Raw genomic sequence first — 12,775 nt, 5'->3', positions numbered from 1 at the left:
AATAAAGGCGCACAGCAGAGATCAAGCAGATGCGGACTGAAGCTCCGCTTCCTTTTCTTCACGGAGGGCCTTGCTGAGCTTCTCACCCTCGATGTCGACGTTCGGCAGAATCTTGTCCAGCCACTTCGGCAACCACCACGCCTTGTCGCCGAGCAGTGCCATGACGGACGGGATGATCACCATGCGCACGATGAAGGCGTCGAAGAACACCGCCGCGGCAAGCGCGAAGCCGATCGACTTGATGAACGAGTTCGGTTCCGCGATGAAGGCACCGAACACGGAGATCATGATGACCGCGGCCGCACTGACGACCCGGGCGCCATGGTTGAAGCCGATGGTCACGGCCTCCTTCGCGCTCGCGCCGTGGACGTACTCCTCACGCATACGCGTCACGAGGAACACCTGGTAGTCCATCGCGAGTCCGAACACCACACCGATCAGGAAGATCGGCATGAAACTCACGAGTGGTTGCGGGTTCGAGATGATGCCCAACCAACCGTGCTGGAAGATCGCCACCGTCGCACCGAAGGTCGCGAGCACGCTGAGCAGGAAGCCGAGCGTCGCCGTCAGCGGAACCAGGATCGAACGGAACACCAAGAGCAACAAGATGAATGCAAGGCCGACGACGACGGCCAGGTAGGGCACCAATGCATCCTTCAGCGTGTCCGAGACGTCGCCTTCGAGTGCGGTCTGACCGGTGATGCCGTAGCTGACGCCGATCGAATCGTTGAGTCCGCCTTCGGCTCCACGAAGGCTGGACACCAGATCCATCGTGGCGGGGTCGGTCGGACCACTCTTCGGAGTGATCAGTACCTGCGCGGTGTCACCGGCCTCGTTGACCCCGACGACCTGTGCGTTCTGGACGTCATCGAAGCCCGAGATGGTCGAGACGACCTCCGCAAAGGCCTCCCCGGCGGGAACGCTGGCATCCTTGGCGTCGACAACGGCGATGAGCGGTCCGTTGCGACCGTCACCGAAGCCCTCGTCGATCAGGTCGTATGCCTGACGCGCACTGGTCGCCGGGTCACCGGTGGCCTCCGACGGCAGTGCCAGGCTCAATCCCGTTGCGGGCAGAGCCAATGCGCCCAGAAGCACTACTCCACCGATCAGCGGCACGAGCGGACGACGGACGACGGCACTGATGAAGCGCAGAGCCAACTTCGGCTTGCCCGAATCTTCGTCTTCGGACTCCTCAGCGCGCTTGCTGAGGAAGGGAATCTTGCCGGCAAAAGCCTTGCGTCCGAACATACCCAGGATCGCAGGCAGCAAGGTCAAGGCGATCAGAACCGCGATCAGCACGGTAAAGGCCGCTGCCGCACCCATATCGGAGAGGAACGGGATGCCGACGACGCGCAATGCAACCAGCGCGATGATGACCGTCAAACCAGCGAATACCACTGCGGAACCGGCGGTTCCGACGGCGCGACCTGCTGCTTCGGCACGGTTGTCGGTAAGGGTGAGCTCATGCCTGAACCTGGACATGATGAACAGCGAGTAGTCGATCGCCACGGCCAGACCGATCATGATCGCCAACGTCGGAGTCATCGAACTGAGATCCATGAATCCGGTGGCAACCGTGATTCCGAGGCTGCCGATAGCGATACCGATGATCGCGGTGAGGAGCGGAAGCCCCGCGGCCACAAGCGAACCGAACGTGATGGCCAGAACGACTGCGGCAACGGCGATACCGATCAGCTCGGTGACACCACCGGGCATCTCCGCTTCCTGAGCAGCAGAACCACTGACCTGGACGTTGAGTCCCTCGGCCCGACCGACATCGGCTGCGGAGTTGATCGAATCACGCAACGCCTGATCGAGATCGGCGAAGTCACCGCTGAACGGAACCTCGACGTACCCGACTGTGCCGTCGGCACTGAGCGGCGACAACGCACGCGCGTCGTCCACGGCCTGTGTCTCGGAAGTTCCAGCCGCAGCAGCCTTTTCCTTGAACATCGCAACCATGGAGTCGTTGCCGGTAACCGGATTGACCAACGCCTTCGCGGCCTGTTCCGGAGTGGCAGTCGCCGGGTCCACCTTGGCAGAGTCGGCGACCTTGTCGATGCCACGAATACTCGCGAGCATGTCGTCCATGGCCTTGACGTTCGCCGGATCGGCCAGCGTCGTGCCTGCCGGAGCTTGCACTACGTATCGCGCGCTCAGCGAATCCATAGGATTGGGCGCGTCGGGAAAACGCTCCGCCATTAGGTCTTGCGCCTGCTGCGCCGGGGTTCCCGGAATGGAGAACGAGTCCTTGGTGGGGCCGGACAGAGTCGCTGCCCCGACGCCCATCAGGACCAGGATTATCAGCCAAACGCTGAGGACCGCGCCTTTTCGCCGGTAGGCGAACTTGCCGATCCGATAAAGATAGGTGGCCACGACGGGCTCCTTGCTGTTTCGGTGCGTGTACGTGGACAGGTATTACGTGTGGGGCTCAGAGACGAGACATCTCAGGGACGCGACATCTCAGGGGCAGGCGGCGGCCCGGGCAACCCGGCACGAATCTGCCGAAAAGCGTCGTGAACCAACTCTTCCGGACTGGAAGCCTCCGACTTTCCGCCAGTCCAGACGTCGATCACCGATTTAGCGGCTCCGCCCACCGCTCCCAGGAGGAGCGTCGGGTACAGGTCCTTCTCGGCGTCGGTACCGGTGCGTTCCGCCAATGCCTGAACGACTGCACGGTTGATCCGCTGATGCATGTCTGCGGCATCCCGGTAGAGCGCGGGACTCGAATCCGACAGCAGCCAGATACTTGCCTTCTCACTCCCACTCGGACCTGAGTCGTTCACGATTTCGACCACAAGTTCTTCGAGGACGTCGAGAATTGGTTCGTCCGCGGGCCGTGACGCAAGCGCCTCGATCCACAGGTTCACCGATTCCTCGAAACTGGCGAGCACTGCCTCCTCCTTGCTGGAGAAGTAGTTGTGGAACGTCCTCGTCGACACTCCGGCCTCGGAGGCGATTGCGTCAGCGGTGACGCATTCGATCCCCAGCGCACGAGCGAGCCGTGCTGCCGCGCCGCTGAGTGCGGCACGGGTTGCTGCCTTCTTGCGGTCACGAAGGCCTTGTTCGATGATCACCCCAACACGGTACCGAACTTGCAGAGCTCTGCAACTTTGCAGAGGTCTGCAATATTGTGCGATCGAACACACGGCACGGAAACTCGAGGCGTACCTCACACTCACGCACGGCAAATGCCTGAACAGCGCGACAGAGAGAGTTGCGAGCAACTCCACCGCCTGACGCCCCCTGCCAAGTTGACGCGTGAATCAACATGGCCTGACATACTTTGCGGTGAATTAACCGTAATTTGCTCGGCGAAGGAATCTGATGGACCCGCTCCTGCATACCTGGCCGGTTTCGTCCACGGTGATGCTGTGGGGATCGAAGTCCGGACGAGGCTCCGTACTACGTCTCGTCCGTCTCACCATCGGGTTCTGCTCACTCAATTTCTCGATTGTGGCGTTCCTGTTTCTCCTCAGCGGAGAGGGCCCGGACAGACCGTTTGCGCGCAGTTGGCTCGTCGGCATTGCGGCCGTCAACCTGATCCCTACGATTCTCTGGTTTGTCGGCCGAATCAGAGGTTCACGCATGCTCAAGCTCTACGGACTGTGGGCGGATCTCGGAACTGCCTCGGTTCTCATCACCTTCACCAGCCATAACGCCGCCCTCTTCGGCGCGGCACTCTTTGTCGCCACCGGCGCCTACTTCACCTATTTTCTCGATTACCGCTGGTTGGCCTTCCATCTCGCCTTTGCCACGACATTTGTCATCGCCCTGACGGTGCTCGGCCTGACGAACGGCGACTACTCGACAACCAGCGTGATCGCACGCACGGACGTCGTCCTGTGTGCCGTGATCTTCATTCCGGCCACGATTCAGTTCACCTGGCGGCAATTACTCGCGCGCGCAACGGGATCCAAAGTGGATGCGCTTACCGGCCTGTTGAACCGACGAGGACTGTGGGACATGTCGGAGCGCATCTGGTCGGTCGCGTCGGCAAATCGTGCCGACATTGCTGTTGCCGTCGTCGACATCGACAAGTTCAAGGCGGTGAACGACACGTTCGGCCACGAAGTCGGTGACGCCGTCATCATCCGGACCGGAACGCGCCTGCAGGCGCATGTGAACGGTTTCGGTTACGCCGCGCGCACCGGCGGCGAGGAGTTCACCGTTGTGATGATCGGTACTCCGTACGGACTTCGCAAACGAATCGCGACGCTCCCCAAAGCCGTGGTGAACGCCTCCGACGACCCCCTGGCCACGGTCAGCGTCGGCGCAGCGACGCTACCTTTCATCCCACATCAGGAAGAGTTCGACTACAACGAGTTCTCCCGAGCAATCGTTGCGGCCGATCATCTGATGTACGACGCAAAATCCGCGGGAGGCAACACCGCGAACACTGCTCCTATGGCAGTTCCGCGTCGACGGGCACACTGAAACCGGGCTGTATCAGCGCCGATTCCACGCCTCGGGATCTGCCGTCAGTTCGTGAATGAACTCGGGCAACTCTCCACCTGCAACATCGGTGAGTGTGACATTTTCGAGCACAGCACGGAGGTTGACTCGCACTGCAATCCACACCTCCTTGAGGGGCGTTGCCGGTCCCCCGTAGTCGACGTCTTCCGGTCGCTGACCCCGAATCGAAGCCAGCGGTCCCTCGACAGCTCGTATGACGTCGGCAATCGTGATCTCGTCCGCGGACCGAGCGAGCCAGTATCCCCCGTCCGGGCCTCGACGGCTGTTGACCAAGCCGCCGCGCCGCAGGTCCGAGAGCACCGCTTCCAGGAACTTGTGGGGTATTACCTGGGATTTGGCGAGAAACTCGGCCTTGGCCGGGTCAGGACCAACTGCCGCGAGCTCGACCAGAGTCCGCACGGCGTAGTCCACCTTCGCGGTGATATGCACCGGCAATTCCTACCATCGTTCTATGAATAGTCGCAACAAACCTGCGAGTTCTTCGCCGCAAAGGGTTCCCTGACGTTACATTTTAATGCATGATGTAACGATCAGAGCTAGAGAACAGGACAAATCGCGTGTGGGAAACCCTTCTCGAATCATGGAAGTCACTGCTCGAACCGCTCCATGATCCCGTTACGCTCGCAATCCCCGCGTTTGTCATCTTCCTCGCAATCGAATGGTTCGCGGCCCGTGCGCTCGAAGATCATCCCGACGACGCCGACGGACGCGCACGGCCGGCACAGGGCGGCTACCGAAGCGCCGACGCCAGAACCAGCGTTCTACTCGGACTCGTGTCGATCGCAACGAGCACCTTCTGGAAAGTGCTGGCGCTGATCGGCTATTCCGCAATCTGGGTGTATCTCGCTCCGTGGCACCTCTCGCCGACTGCCTGGTACACCTGGGTGATCCTGCTGCTCGGAATCGACGTCCTCTATTACGCGTATCACCGCATCGCACACCGAGTTCGAGTCATCTGGGCCACACACCAGGCTCACCATTCGAGCGAGTACTTCAATTTCAGCACCGCACTGCGGCAGAAGTGGAACAACAGCGGTGAGATCATCATGTGGTTGCCGTTGCCGTTCCTCGGGATCCCGCCGTGGATGGTGTTCGTCGGCTTCTCCGTCAGCCTCGTCTACCAGTTCTTCGTCCACACCGAACGTGTCGGAAAACTCTGGCGGCCCATCGAATTCATCTTCAACACGCCGTCACACCATCGCGTCCACCACGGCTCCGACGCCGAGTACCTCGACCGCAACTACGCCGGAATCCTCATCATCTGGGACCGGATGTTCGGAACCTTCGCAGCCGAAACCCACCGGCCCACCTACGGACTCACGACGCCGGTCGGAACGTACAACATCTGGAAGCTCCAAACGCGCGAATATGCTGCCATTGCTCGCGATTGGAAGGCGTCGACATCGTGGCGGCAGCGAGCCGGCTACGTGTTCGGCCCGCCCGGCTGGGCGCCGAAAGCCGAGGTCACTTCAGCAGAATCCACAGCCCCGTCGCACTGAGCAGGAGCAGAGCGACCGCGAGAGTTGCTCCCATACCCAAAGCGGGCGTTGCCTTTTCGGCCGAAAACTGGGCCAACCGCCTGGGCCGCGACCGACGTTCGTAGACCGTCACCGCGACTACGAGCACGGCAGCGACGGACGGGCCGATCAGGGCCACCGACCCGAACGGCGGCAACCATCTCAGACAGGCGGCAGACAAGCCGAGGATCGACAGACTCGTACGCACGAACGAGAGCGATGTGCGCTCGGACTGCAAGCCCTTGTCCGGAGGCTTGACACCTTCCGACGGTTCCAGCGCGGTCAATCAGTTCACGACCTCGACCACCAGGACGGTCGCGCAGATCACCAGCACGATGCCGACGACCGGCGCCATGAGCGGCACCGGCAACGAGCGCTCAGTTCGCAGTGCACGCTCGGCGCTGATCCAGTGGACAAAGGAAGTGATGGCGATCAGAGCACCGCCGACGAGCAACAACGCGGCCAAGCCGGATCGAACCGTCGGATTGAGAATGTCGCCGCCGAACGCTTCGAGTCCGACGCCCGACGCGACGAAAGCCGTTGCAGTGCGGATCCAAGCCAGATATGTCCGCTCATTGGCGAGAGTGAACCGTGGATCGGGGTCTTCGCCCGTTCGGAACGGTCTCCACCGGGGCATCACCTGTTCATTCCGTCCGGGCAGAGATCGCACACTGCCTTCGGAACGGACAAGAAGAAAGGAAGGTCATGTCCTTAATCTTCCCTGCCCGCCCCGAAGCAGTGCGAATCGGGTGGACGTAATTCAGCTCGCGGCGAGTGAGACCAGGAAGTCCACCGAGCCGCTGCCGTCGACGGTGACGAAACCGAGGGACGGAGGCTCGACTCCGAAATCGGTCCAGGTGACCGGAATCGAGCCCGATGCGATCAGCGAATCACCCGAATGCAGCACGGTCATGTCGACCGACACCGGCTTGGACTGACCCTTGAGCGTCAGCGTTCCTGACACCGTGACCGTCGCCGTTGTTCCGTCCGTCGGTACAGCAGACAAGTCCACCGGCGAGTCGATCGTGAACGTCGCCGTCGGATACGTGCTGGTATCCATCACATTGCCCGTGAACTGGCCGTCCCGCCGATCCGAGTCGGTCTTGATGCTTGCCACCTGCACCGTTACTTCGCCGGAAGTGAGCTTTTCACCCTCGACAACCGCGTTTCCGCTCACCTCGCCGGTGGTTCCGACGACGGTCACACTCGATCCGTTCAGAATCTCGTGCACGGTGTATCCCGCTGCCGTCTGGTTGTCCCCCTGCCCGGCGACGACGGTCCACTGCCCGTCGATCGATCCGGACGCCGCTTCTGCGCCCTGAGTGGATACCACGGCCGCCGGCGCATCGTCTTCAGCGATGAATTTCCCGTACGCCCACGGCCCCACAAGCAGGGCGAGTACGACCACAACTACTGCTCCGCCGATCCACCAGATCTTTTTCATGGGCTCGACGATAGTTGCAGCTTCAACAGTTGTCAGGACTTACGACCTGGGAGAACCCTGTGAAAGTGCTCCACGACCACCGAAGGCGAGCCACATCTACAGCCATTAGTAATCATTTGGTAAAGTCGACTGTGCATTCCGGCCCCCAGCCTGGAATGCCTGGGCCGTGCGCATCGAATCATGCATCGATCCCGATGCGCACGGTCTGCCCGAAACACGAATCACACCGATCGAGGGAGCTCGCGATGGCGGACCTGACGCTCCTGACCGACGACGAGTTACGCGAGCGTCGGATCGCCCTCAGTCGATCCCTCACTACCGCAGCAGATTTGATCCCCACCCCGCCACCTTCGTTCTTCGAGAAGCTGAAGCAGGACATCGATGCCGCCGCTGCAGAGTGGATCGCCCGCCGCTCCTGAACGTTCGAATTGCGCACACAGAACCGGTTTTCGATTTCCTCACCGGTTCACCCCGCAAGGGTGATGATGCAGCGGACGGTCACCGGCACCATGACTTCATGGACTCCCCGACCGACTCAATCGCACAAGGTTTCACGCCGGCACACGCTCAACTGGCTAGATCGGCCGGAGTTCCAGCAACGCTCGCCGCTGAGAGTTACGTGGAAGCCCTCGCCCGGATCGTCTATTACTGGGGCTATCCAGCTGTGGACACCTTCGGCCGTACAAACATGTGGGAGATCATGGATGGCAAGACCGGACTCCAACTCGGCCTTCTGCCAGGCGCCGCCAAAAATTACACAGGTGCCCTCACCGACTACATGAGCCCGGCGCAGCGGTGGGTCGTCTCACCCAACAACGACACGATCTACGGCGCAGGATTCGCCGATCTCACCGACGAAACCGCAGTGATACAGACCCCGACCGAGGTACCCGACGGCCATTACTGGACTATCCAGATCGTCGACGTGCTGACAAATGTGACTCACCAACTTGGTTCGGCGACAGGCACTCCCGGCGGAAAGTTCCTTCTGGTCGGACCTGATTGGGATGGCGAGTTGCCGGAAGACTTCCTCGATGTGCTTCGATCACCGACGAACGTGGCTGGTGTCTTCCCTCGCAGTTTCGCAGCACGTTCCGAGGCGTCCAAGCAGCAGGCGCGGTCGGTGCTCGACCAGATCGGCATGTACCCGTTCAGCGAGGATCGACCCGGCCCGCGGGCCTTCGGCTACGAGGCCCACGCCGCGAACTCGATCTACCCTCAGGGCGTCACCGCCGAAATGTTGGCGGCCGATCCCGACGCCAGTCGACCTCAATGGGTGAAGCCGGAATCTTTCTGGACCGATCTTGCAGCAACGCTCGATTTCAACCCGACCATGGGCGCAGCAGACACCCCGATGGCTGATCAAGCCAAGACGCTTGTCGCACTGCATCGTTCGGACAAGTCGTACCGAGCGCTGCTCGACCGCGCCGCGCTCCGCGCCGACGTCGCCCTCCATCAATCGGCGAGCTACGTCCAAACCGGGGTCGACGCAGGCAATGGATGGCAACGGCAACGCAACAGTGGCCTGTGGGGCACCGACTGGTTCGGACGGGCGCTCGCGGCCGTCATCTACATTTACGTCAACGACTTTCACGAGGCTGTCTACCTCATCCGGGGTACCGACCACGACGGAGCGTTACTCCACGGCCGCGAGCGGTACACCATGACCTTCACAGAAGACGCACTCCCACCCGTCGACCGCAGTCGCGGCGGCTTCTGGTCTCTGACCATGTACGACAAGGACGCATTTATGCTCGCCGACGCACCCGGTAACCGCGTCAACCTCGGCACCGTCAATCTCGACGCGGGCGATCTCGTCTTTCGTGACGGGAAGCTCACCTTGCACCTGTCTCACGACGAGCCGACCGATCCGGATGCTCGTGCCAACTGGCTACCCGCTCCGCACGACGAATTTCGACTGATCATTCGCAGCTATGTCCCCGACAAATCAGTCCTCGATGAAACCTACCGATTCCCTGACGTCGTCCGAGCAACGGGACTATAGGCGCCACCAAGCACAAAAAAGCTCCCCACCTGCGTGAACAGGTGGGGAGCTTTGGCGGTGGCGGAGGGATTTGAACCCTCGGACGGGGGTTACCCGTCACACGCTTTCGAGGCGTGCTCCTTAGGCCGCTCGGACACGCCACCGCTGGTGACTTTACCGGATGGAGTGCCCGTGGCTGAAATCGCCAGGTGGAGCGGTATTACGTGAGCTTGTCCTTGATGCTGGAAGCGGCGTCCTTGACCTTCTCGCCTGCATCCTTGACGGCCGATTTCACCTGGTCGCCCTTGCCTTCGTTTTCGAGGTCCCGGTCACCGGTAGCGCTGCCAGCAGCTTCCTTGGCCTTGCCCCCGAGGTCTTCGGCCTTGTTCTGAGCCTTGTCTGCGATTCCCATGAGTACTCCTCTGTGAACGCGAACGAATCGCCTTCCGACGATCCGCCGATGCCCTGACGGCATCTGCCTCCACCATGCCCTCGATTGATGGATCCGGCTACCCGAGTGTGCGATCACTCTCGATGGGGAATACCGAATTCAGGCCCGCTGCTCGCGGAAGAAATCTTCCAAAAGCCCAGCGCATTCGTCCTCGAGGACCCCGCCGCGCACCTGCGGCCGATAGGTCAATCTTTTATCTCGAACTACGTCCCATAATGATCCGACGGCTCCGGTTTTCGGCTCCCACGCCCCGAAAACGACCCGAGAAACCCGGGCGAGGACCAGAGCGCCCGCACACATCGTGCATGGCTCGAGGGTCACGGCAAGCGTCGCACCTTCCAGGCGCCAGCCGTCACCGTAGGTTTTCGCGGCAGCACGCAACGCGAGGATTTCGGCGTGCGCGGTCGGATCGGACGACGCTTCCCTGGCATTGGAGGCCCGAGCAACTTCGACGCCGTCTGCGTCGAACACCACTGCCCCGACCGGGACGTCTGCGTCGGAGGCGGAACGTGCGGCCACGATGGCCGCACGGATCATGCGCTGATCGTCAGCAAGAGTCATCTAGCGCGGGAGCTTGTCGAGCGCTGCGCCGAACTCGGATGCGAACCCGAGTCGCTGCGCGATCATCCCCAACTGCTCGTCCGGATAGAGATCGGTCTCGGCCGCGATGACGGCGAGCACGGGTTCCGGCAGGCCCAGATCGGCCAGCACGGACAGATCGCCCTCTTCCCAGGGTTCGACATCGTCGAGGTCGTCCGGGTCGATGTCGGGGATCTCGATGTGCAAGGCGTCGAGGACGTCGGCCGCGATGTCGTAGTCGATGGCGGCGGTCGCGTCGGAAATCAGCAACTGCGTGCCCGACGGCGCCGGACGCAACACGATGAAGAACTCGTCGTCGACGTCGAGAAGACCGAAGACGGCACCCGAACTTCGCAGCTCACGCAGCTGCGTTTCGGCGGCCGAGAGCGAGGTCAACGCGTCGGGCGTCAGTGCCTTGACCGTCCAACGCCCCTCTTCACGGACCACCGCGACACCGAAGCCTTCAAGCTCCTCCGACTGGTTCGAAGAGGCGCTCTTGTTACCCGCGCGCTGTGCACCCATGGCGCAACGGTAGCCCGCCTGGTGCCAGTGAGTGAAGTCCGAGCATCGATGTGCCAACCTGAACTCGTGTCTGCGATCGATTCCGCCCCACCAGTCTGCGTTCTCGGCCTCGGATTGATCGGCGGTTCGCTACTTCGCGCCGCCGTCCGATCCGGCCGCCGGGCGTGGGGTTACAACCGTTCCAGCGAGTCCGCCGACGCGGCCCGAGCCGACGGTTTCGACGCCGACACCGATCTGGTTTCAGTGCTGCAGAGAGCAAACGAAAGCGGCGCGATCATCGTGGTCGCCGTGCCGATGCCTGCCGTCGACGCCACCTTGGAGGCAATCGCCGCGCATGCGCCCGACAATCCGATCACGGACGTCGTCAGCGTCAAGGGTGAAGTGAAGGCCGCGGTCGAACGAGCGGGCTTGAGCGCCAAGTTCGTGGGCGGTCATCCGATGGCGGGGACGTCAGCTTCGGGTTGGGCGGTCGGGGATGCCGATCTGTTCGTCGACGCGGTGTGGGTCGTTGCCACCGACGAGGGCGTCGACGCAGACGTGTGGTCGCAGGTCGCCGACCTTGCACTCGACTGCGGCTCGGTCGTCGTGCCGGCCGAATCTCTGGAACACGATCGAGCAGTCGCGCGAATCTCGCATCTGCCTCACCTGCTCGCGGAAACGCTTGCGATCACCGGAGCTGCCGGAGGCGAACTGGCTCTCGGGCTGGCTGCTGGGTCATTTCGCGACGGCACTCGCGTGGCCGGGAGCGCTCCTGGCCTGGTGCGGGCGATGTGCGAGGGCAACCGCGACGCCCTGCTGGTCGCGCTGGACGAGGCGCTCGACCTTTTGCAGGGCGCACGTACCGATCTGCTCGACAACGGCTCGACGGCACGATTGGTGGACGCAGGGTTCGCGGCGCGCGGCGCCTACGAGTCGCACGAGCGGTGGGACATCGAAGACGTTCAGGCCGGAGAACCCGACTGGATCAACCGGATGCGAGACGCCGGTCGACGCGGCGGCGTCATCCGGCGATCCGCAACCTAGAACTACGCAACCTGGAGATACGAAACCTAGATACGAGTTGCCAGACCCGGGTAGTCGAGGACAAAACCTTCGGTGTCGACGGACAGCGTCGAGCTGGACACCGGGGACAGCACACTGATTCCGTCGGCGCCGGAGCTGTAGGTGATGGTCGCACCCTCGACGCGCAGGTCGAGGAGATTGACGTAGACGACCGGGACCTCGGCGTCTTCGATGTCGTTCTGCAAGCCGACGCGGCGGATGGGCAGCGTGTTGAAGAACGGGCTGAGGATCACGTCGACATCGAGTGCGCCATCGAACGCAGAGCGCTGGTGACTGGCGCCGTTCTCGACCATCCAGGTGCCTTCTTCGTCCCGGCTGATCGACATCTGACGCTCACCGGCGGCCAGGGCGGTCCGCACGGACAACCGGCGGGTGATGCCGGCCTCGTCGGTGACCAGGTCGTACGACGCGCTGAATGCCGGGTGCTCACTGCAGGCTCCACCGATGATCCGGCCGGAAGCCTTGATGCGATTTCCGTTCAGCTGCACACGAACAGACTCCATACGAGGAGCGTTGTGGGCCTGCCAGGTCAATACCGCGGGCCAGGACGCGTCACCGGAAGGTTGGATGCTCACCCGACCACGGTAATGGACGAACGGGCACGGAGCACCGCTGGTTCGGGTTATTGCTTCGATCAGGGACCTTTTAGGGACTTCGATCGGCCCCGAAGATCTCGATGTAAGGCGTTTCACAACGGTTCTTCCGTAAGGAGCACGCCGCGGACCGAAGAGTTGGCAAAC

At 62.1% G+C, this 12,775-nt stretch carries 15 protein-coding genes and 1 tRNA gene; 5 read left to right on the top strand and 11 right to left on the bottom strand.

The features are described from left to right. Positions 1-21 precede the first annotated feature (21 nt). Both PCS43_RS12815 and PCS43_RS12810 read right to left on the bottom strand, forming a co-directional pair. Positions 22-2,376 carry an MMPL family transporter gene (locus tag PCS43_RS12815; protein ID WP_042447716.1) on the bottom strand — a complete coding sequence of 785 codons (2,355 nt, stop codon included), beginning with the start codon at positions 2,374-2,376 and terminating at the stop codon, positions 22-24. 71 nt (positions 2,377-2,447) lie between these two features. Then, positions 2,448-3,077, bottom strand: coding sequence for a TetR/AcrR family transcriptional regulator (locus PCS43_RS12810; protein WP_209910980.1), 630 nt, complete (start codon positions 3,075-3,077; stop codon positions 2,448-2,450). A 250-nt stretch (positions 3,078-3,327) separates the two neighbouring features. Between PCS43_RS12810 and PCS43_RS12805 the strand changes: the two genes are divergently transcribed. Beyond that, complete coding sequence (locus PCS43_RS12805) at positions 3,328-4,437, top strand: GGDEF domain-containing protein (protein ID WP_209910975.1); 1,110 nt, start codon at positions 3,328-3,330, stop codon at positions 4,435-4,437. A 12-nt stretch (positions 4,438-4,449) separates the two neighbouring features. Here PCS43_RS12805 and PCS43_RS12800 read toward each other — a convergent pair whose 3' ends face one another. Further along, positions 4,450-4,905, bottom strand: coding sequence for an RrF2 family transcriptional regulator (locus PCS43_RS12800; protein ID WP_003943908.1), 456 nt, complete (start codon positions 4,903-4,905; stop codon positions 4,450-4,452). Positions 4,906-5,033: 128 nt separating this feature from the next. Here PCS43_RS12800 and PCS43_RS12795 point away from each other — a divergent pair, with 128 nt between their 5' ends. After that, positions 5,034-5,975 carry a sterol desaturase family protein gene (locus PCS43_RS12795; protein ID WP_047271543.1) on the top strand — a complete coding sequence of 314 codons (942 nt, stop codon included), beginning with the start codon at positions 5,034-5,036 and terminating at the stop codon, positions 5,973-5,975. On the opposite strand, the gene PCS43_RS12790 is transcribed toward PCS43_RS12795, so the two are convergent. The 3 genes from PCS43_RS12790 to PCS43_RS12780 all read right to left on the bottom strand — a co-directional run bounded on the left by PCS43_RS12790 (position 5,941) and on the right by PCS43_RS12780 (position 7,437). Then, complete coding sequence (locus PCS43_RS12790; RefSeq protein ID WP_003943794.1) at positions 5,941-6,279, bottom strand: DUF202 domain-containing protein; 339 nt, start codon at positions 6,277-6,279, stop codon at positions 5,941-5,943. The two genes, PCS43_RS12795 and PCS43_RS12790, sit on opposite strands and share 35 nt — an antisense overlap. Beyond that, complete coding sequence (locus tag PCS43_RS12785; RefSeq protein WP_003943804.1) at positions 6,280-6,630, bottom strand: YidH family protein; 351 nt, start codon at positions 6,628-6,630, stop codon at positions 6,280-6,282. A 123-nt stretch (positions 6,631-6,753) separates the two neighbouring features. Beyond that, the gene (locus PCS43_RS12780; RefSeq protein WP_020968178.1) at positions 6,754-7,437 is read right to left on the bottom strand and encodes a YceI family protein; all 684 of its coding nucleotides are present in this window, start codon (positions 7,435-7,437) and stop codon (positions 6,754-6,756) included. Between the two features lie 245 nt (positions 7,438-7,682). On the opposite strand from PCS43_RS12780, the gene PCS43_RS12775 reads away from it, so the two are divergent. Further along, complete coding sequence (locus tag PCS43_RS12775; RefSeq protein ID WP_003943953.1) at positions 7,683-7,856, top strand: hypothetical protein; 174 nt, start codon at positions 7,683-7,685, stop codon at positions 7,854-7,856. A 98-nt stretch (positions 7,857-7,954) separates the two neighbouring features. After that, the gene (locus tag PCS43_RS12770) at positions 7,955-9,442 is read left to right on the top strand and encodes a DUF1254 domain-containing protein (protein ID WP_245361525.1); all 1,488 of its coding nucleotides are present in this window, start codon (positions 7,955-7,957) and stop codon (positions 9,440-9,442) included. 52 nt (positions 9,443-9,494) lie between these two features. Here PCS43_RS12770 and PCS43_RS12765 read toward each other — a convergent pair. From PCS43_RS12765 to PCS43_RS12750, 4 genes are all read right to left on the bottom strand, one after another. Beyond that, positions 9,495-9,585: transfer RNA gene (locus PCS43_RS12765), tRNA-Ser, on the bottom strand. A 56-nt stretch (positions 9,586-9,641) separates the two neighbouring features. After that, positions 9,642-9,833 carry a CsbD family protein gene (locus PCS43_RS12760; protein WP_003943869.1) on the bottom strand — a complete coding sequence of 64 codons (192 nt, stop codon included), beginning with the start codon at positions 9,831-9,833 and terminating at the stop codon, positions 9,642-9,644. 138 nt (positions 9,834-9,971) lie between these two features. Next, positions 9,972-10,433: a nucleoside deaminase gene (locus tag PCS43_RS12755; protein ID WP_003943976.1), complete on the bottom strand. Its 462-nt coding sequence runs from the start codon at positions 10,431-10,433 to the stop codon at positions 9,972-9,974. Next, entirely contained in the window at positions 10,434-10,973 is a 540-nt protein-coding gene (locus PCS43_RS12750) for a tRNA adenosine deaminase-associated protein (protein WP_003943823.1), read from the bottom strand. A gap of 48 nt (positions 10,974-11,021) precedes the next feature. Here PCS43_RS12750 and PCS43_RS12745 point away from each other — a divergent pair, with 48 nt between their 5' ends. Further along, positions 11,022-11,996, top strand: coding sequence for a prephenate dehydrogenase (locus tag PCS43_RS12745; RefSeq protein WP_054827397.1), 975 nt, complete (start codon positions 11,022-11,024; stop codon positions 11,994-11,996). Positions 11,997-12,022: 26 nt separating this feature from the next. On the opposite strand, the gene PCS43_RS12740 is transcribed toward PCS43_RS12745, so the two are convergent. Continuing rightward, on the bottom strand, positions 12,023-12,610 hold the full coding sequence (locus PCS43_RS12740; protein WP_073512852.1) for a putative glycolipid-binding domain-containing protein: 588 nt from the start codon (positions 12,608-12,610) through the stop codon (positions 12,023-12,025). Positions 12,611-12,775: the final 165 nt, after the last annotated feature.

It is taken from the genome of Rhodococcus sp. C-2, from assembly GCF_027854095.1.
Lineage (GTDB): Bacteria > Actinomycetota > Actinomycetes > Mycobacteriales > Mycobacteriaceae > Rhodococcus_F > Rhodococcus_F qingshengii.
The sequence above is the reverse complement of the archived record's forward strand: the minus strand, read 5'-3'. Positions and strand labels throughout refer to the sequence as shown.

Coding starts and splice junctions, on each gene's coding strand:
- PCS43_RS12750 (WP_003943823.1), bottom strand. CDS start 10,973: ATGGGTGCACAGCGCGCGGGTAACAAGAGCGCCTCTTCGAACCAGTCG.
- PCS43_RS12775 (WP_003943953.1), top strand. CDS start 7,683: ATGGCGGACCTGACGCTCCTGACCGACGACGAGTTACGCGAGCGTCGG.
- PCS43_RS12755 (WP_003943976.1), bottom strand. CDS start 10,433: ATGACTCTTGCTGACGATCAGCGCATGATCCGTGCGGCCATCGTGGCC.
- PCS43_RS12770 (WP_245361525.1), top strand. CDS start 7,955: ATGGACTCCCCGACCGACTCAATCGCACAAGGTTTCACGCCGGCACAC.
- PCS43_RS12785 (WP_003943804.1), bottom strand. CDS start 6,630: ATGCCCCGGTGGAGACCGTTCCGAACGGGCGAAGACCCCGATCCACGG.
- PCS43_RS12760 (WP_003943869.1), bottom strand. CDS start 9,833: ATGGGAATCGCAGACAAGGCTCAGAACAAGGCCGAAGACCTCGGGGGC.
- PCS43_RS12780 (WP_020968178.1), bottom strand. CDS start 7,437: ATGAAAAAGATCTGGTGGATCGGCGGAGCAGTAGTTGTGGTCGTACTC.
- PCS43_RS12745 (WP_054827397.1), top strand. CDS start 11,022: ATGTGCCAACCTGAACTCGTGTCTGCGATCGATTCCGCCCCACCAGTC.
- PCS43_RS12805 (WP_209910975.1), top strand. CDS start 3,328: ATGGACCCGCTCCTGCATACCTGGCCGGTTTCGTCCACGGTGATGCTG.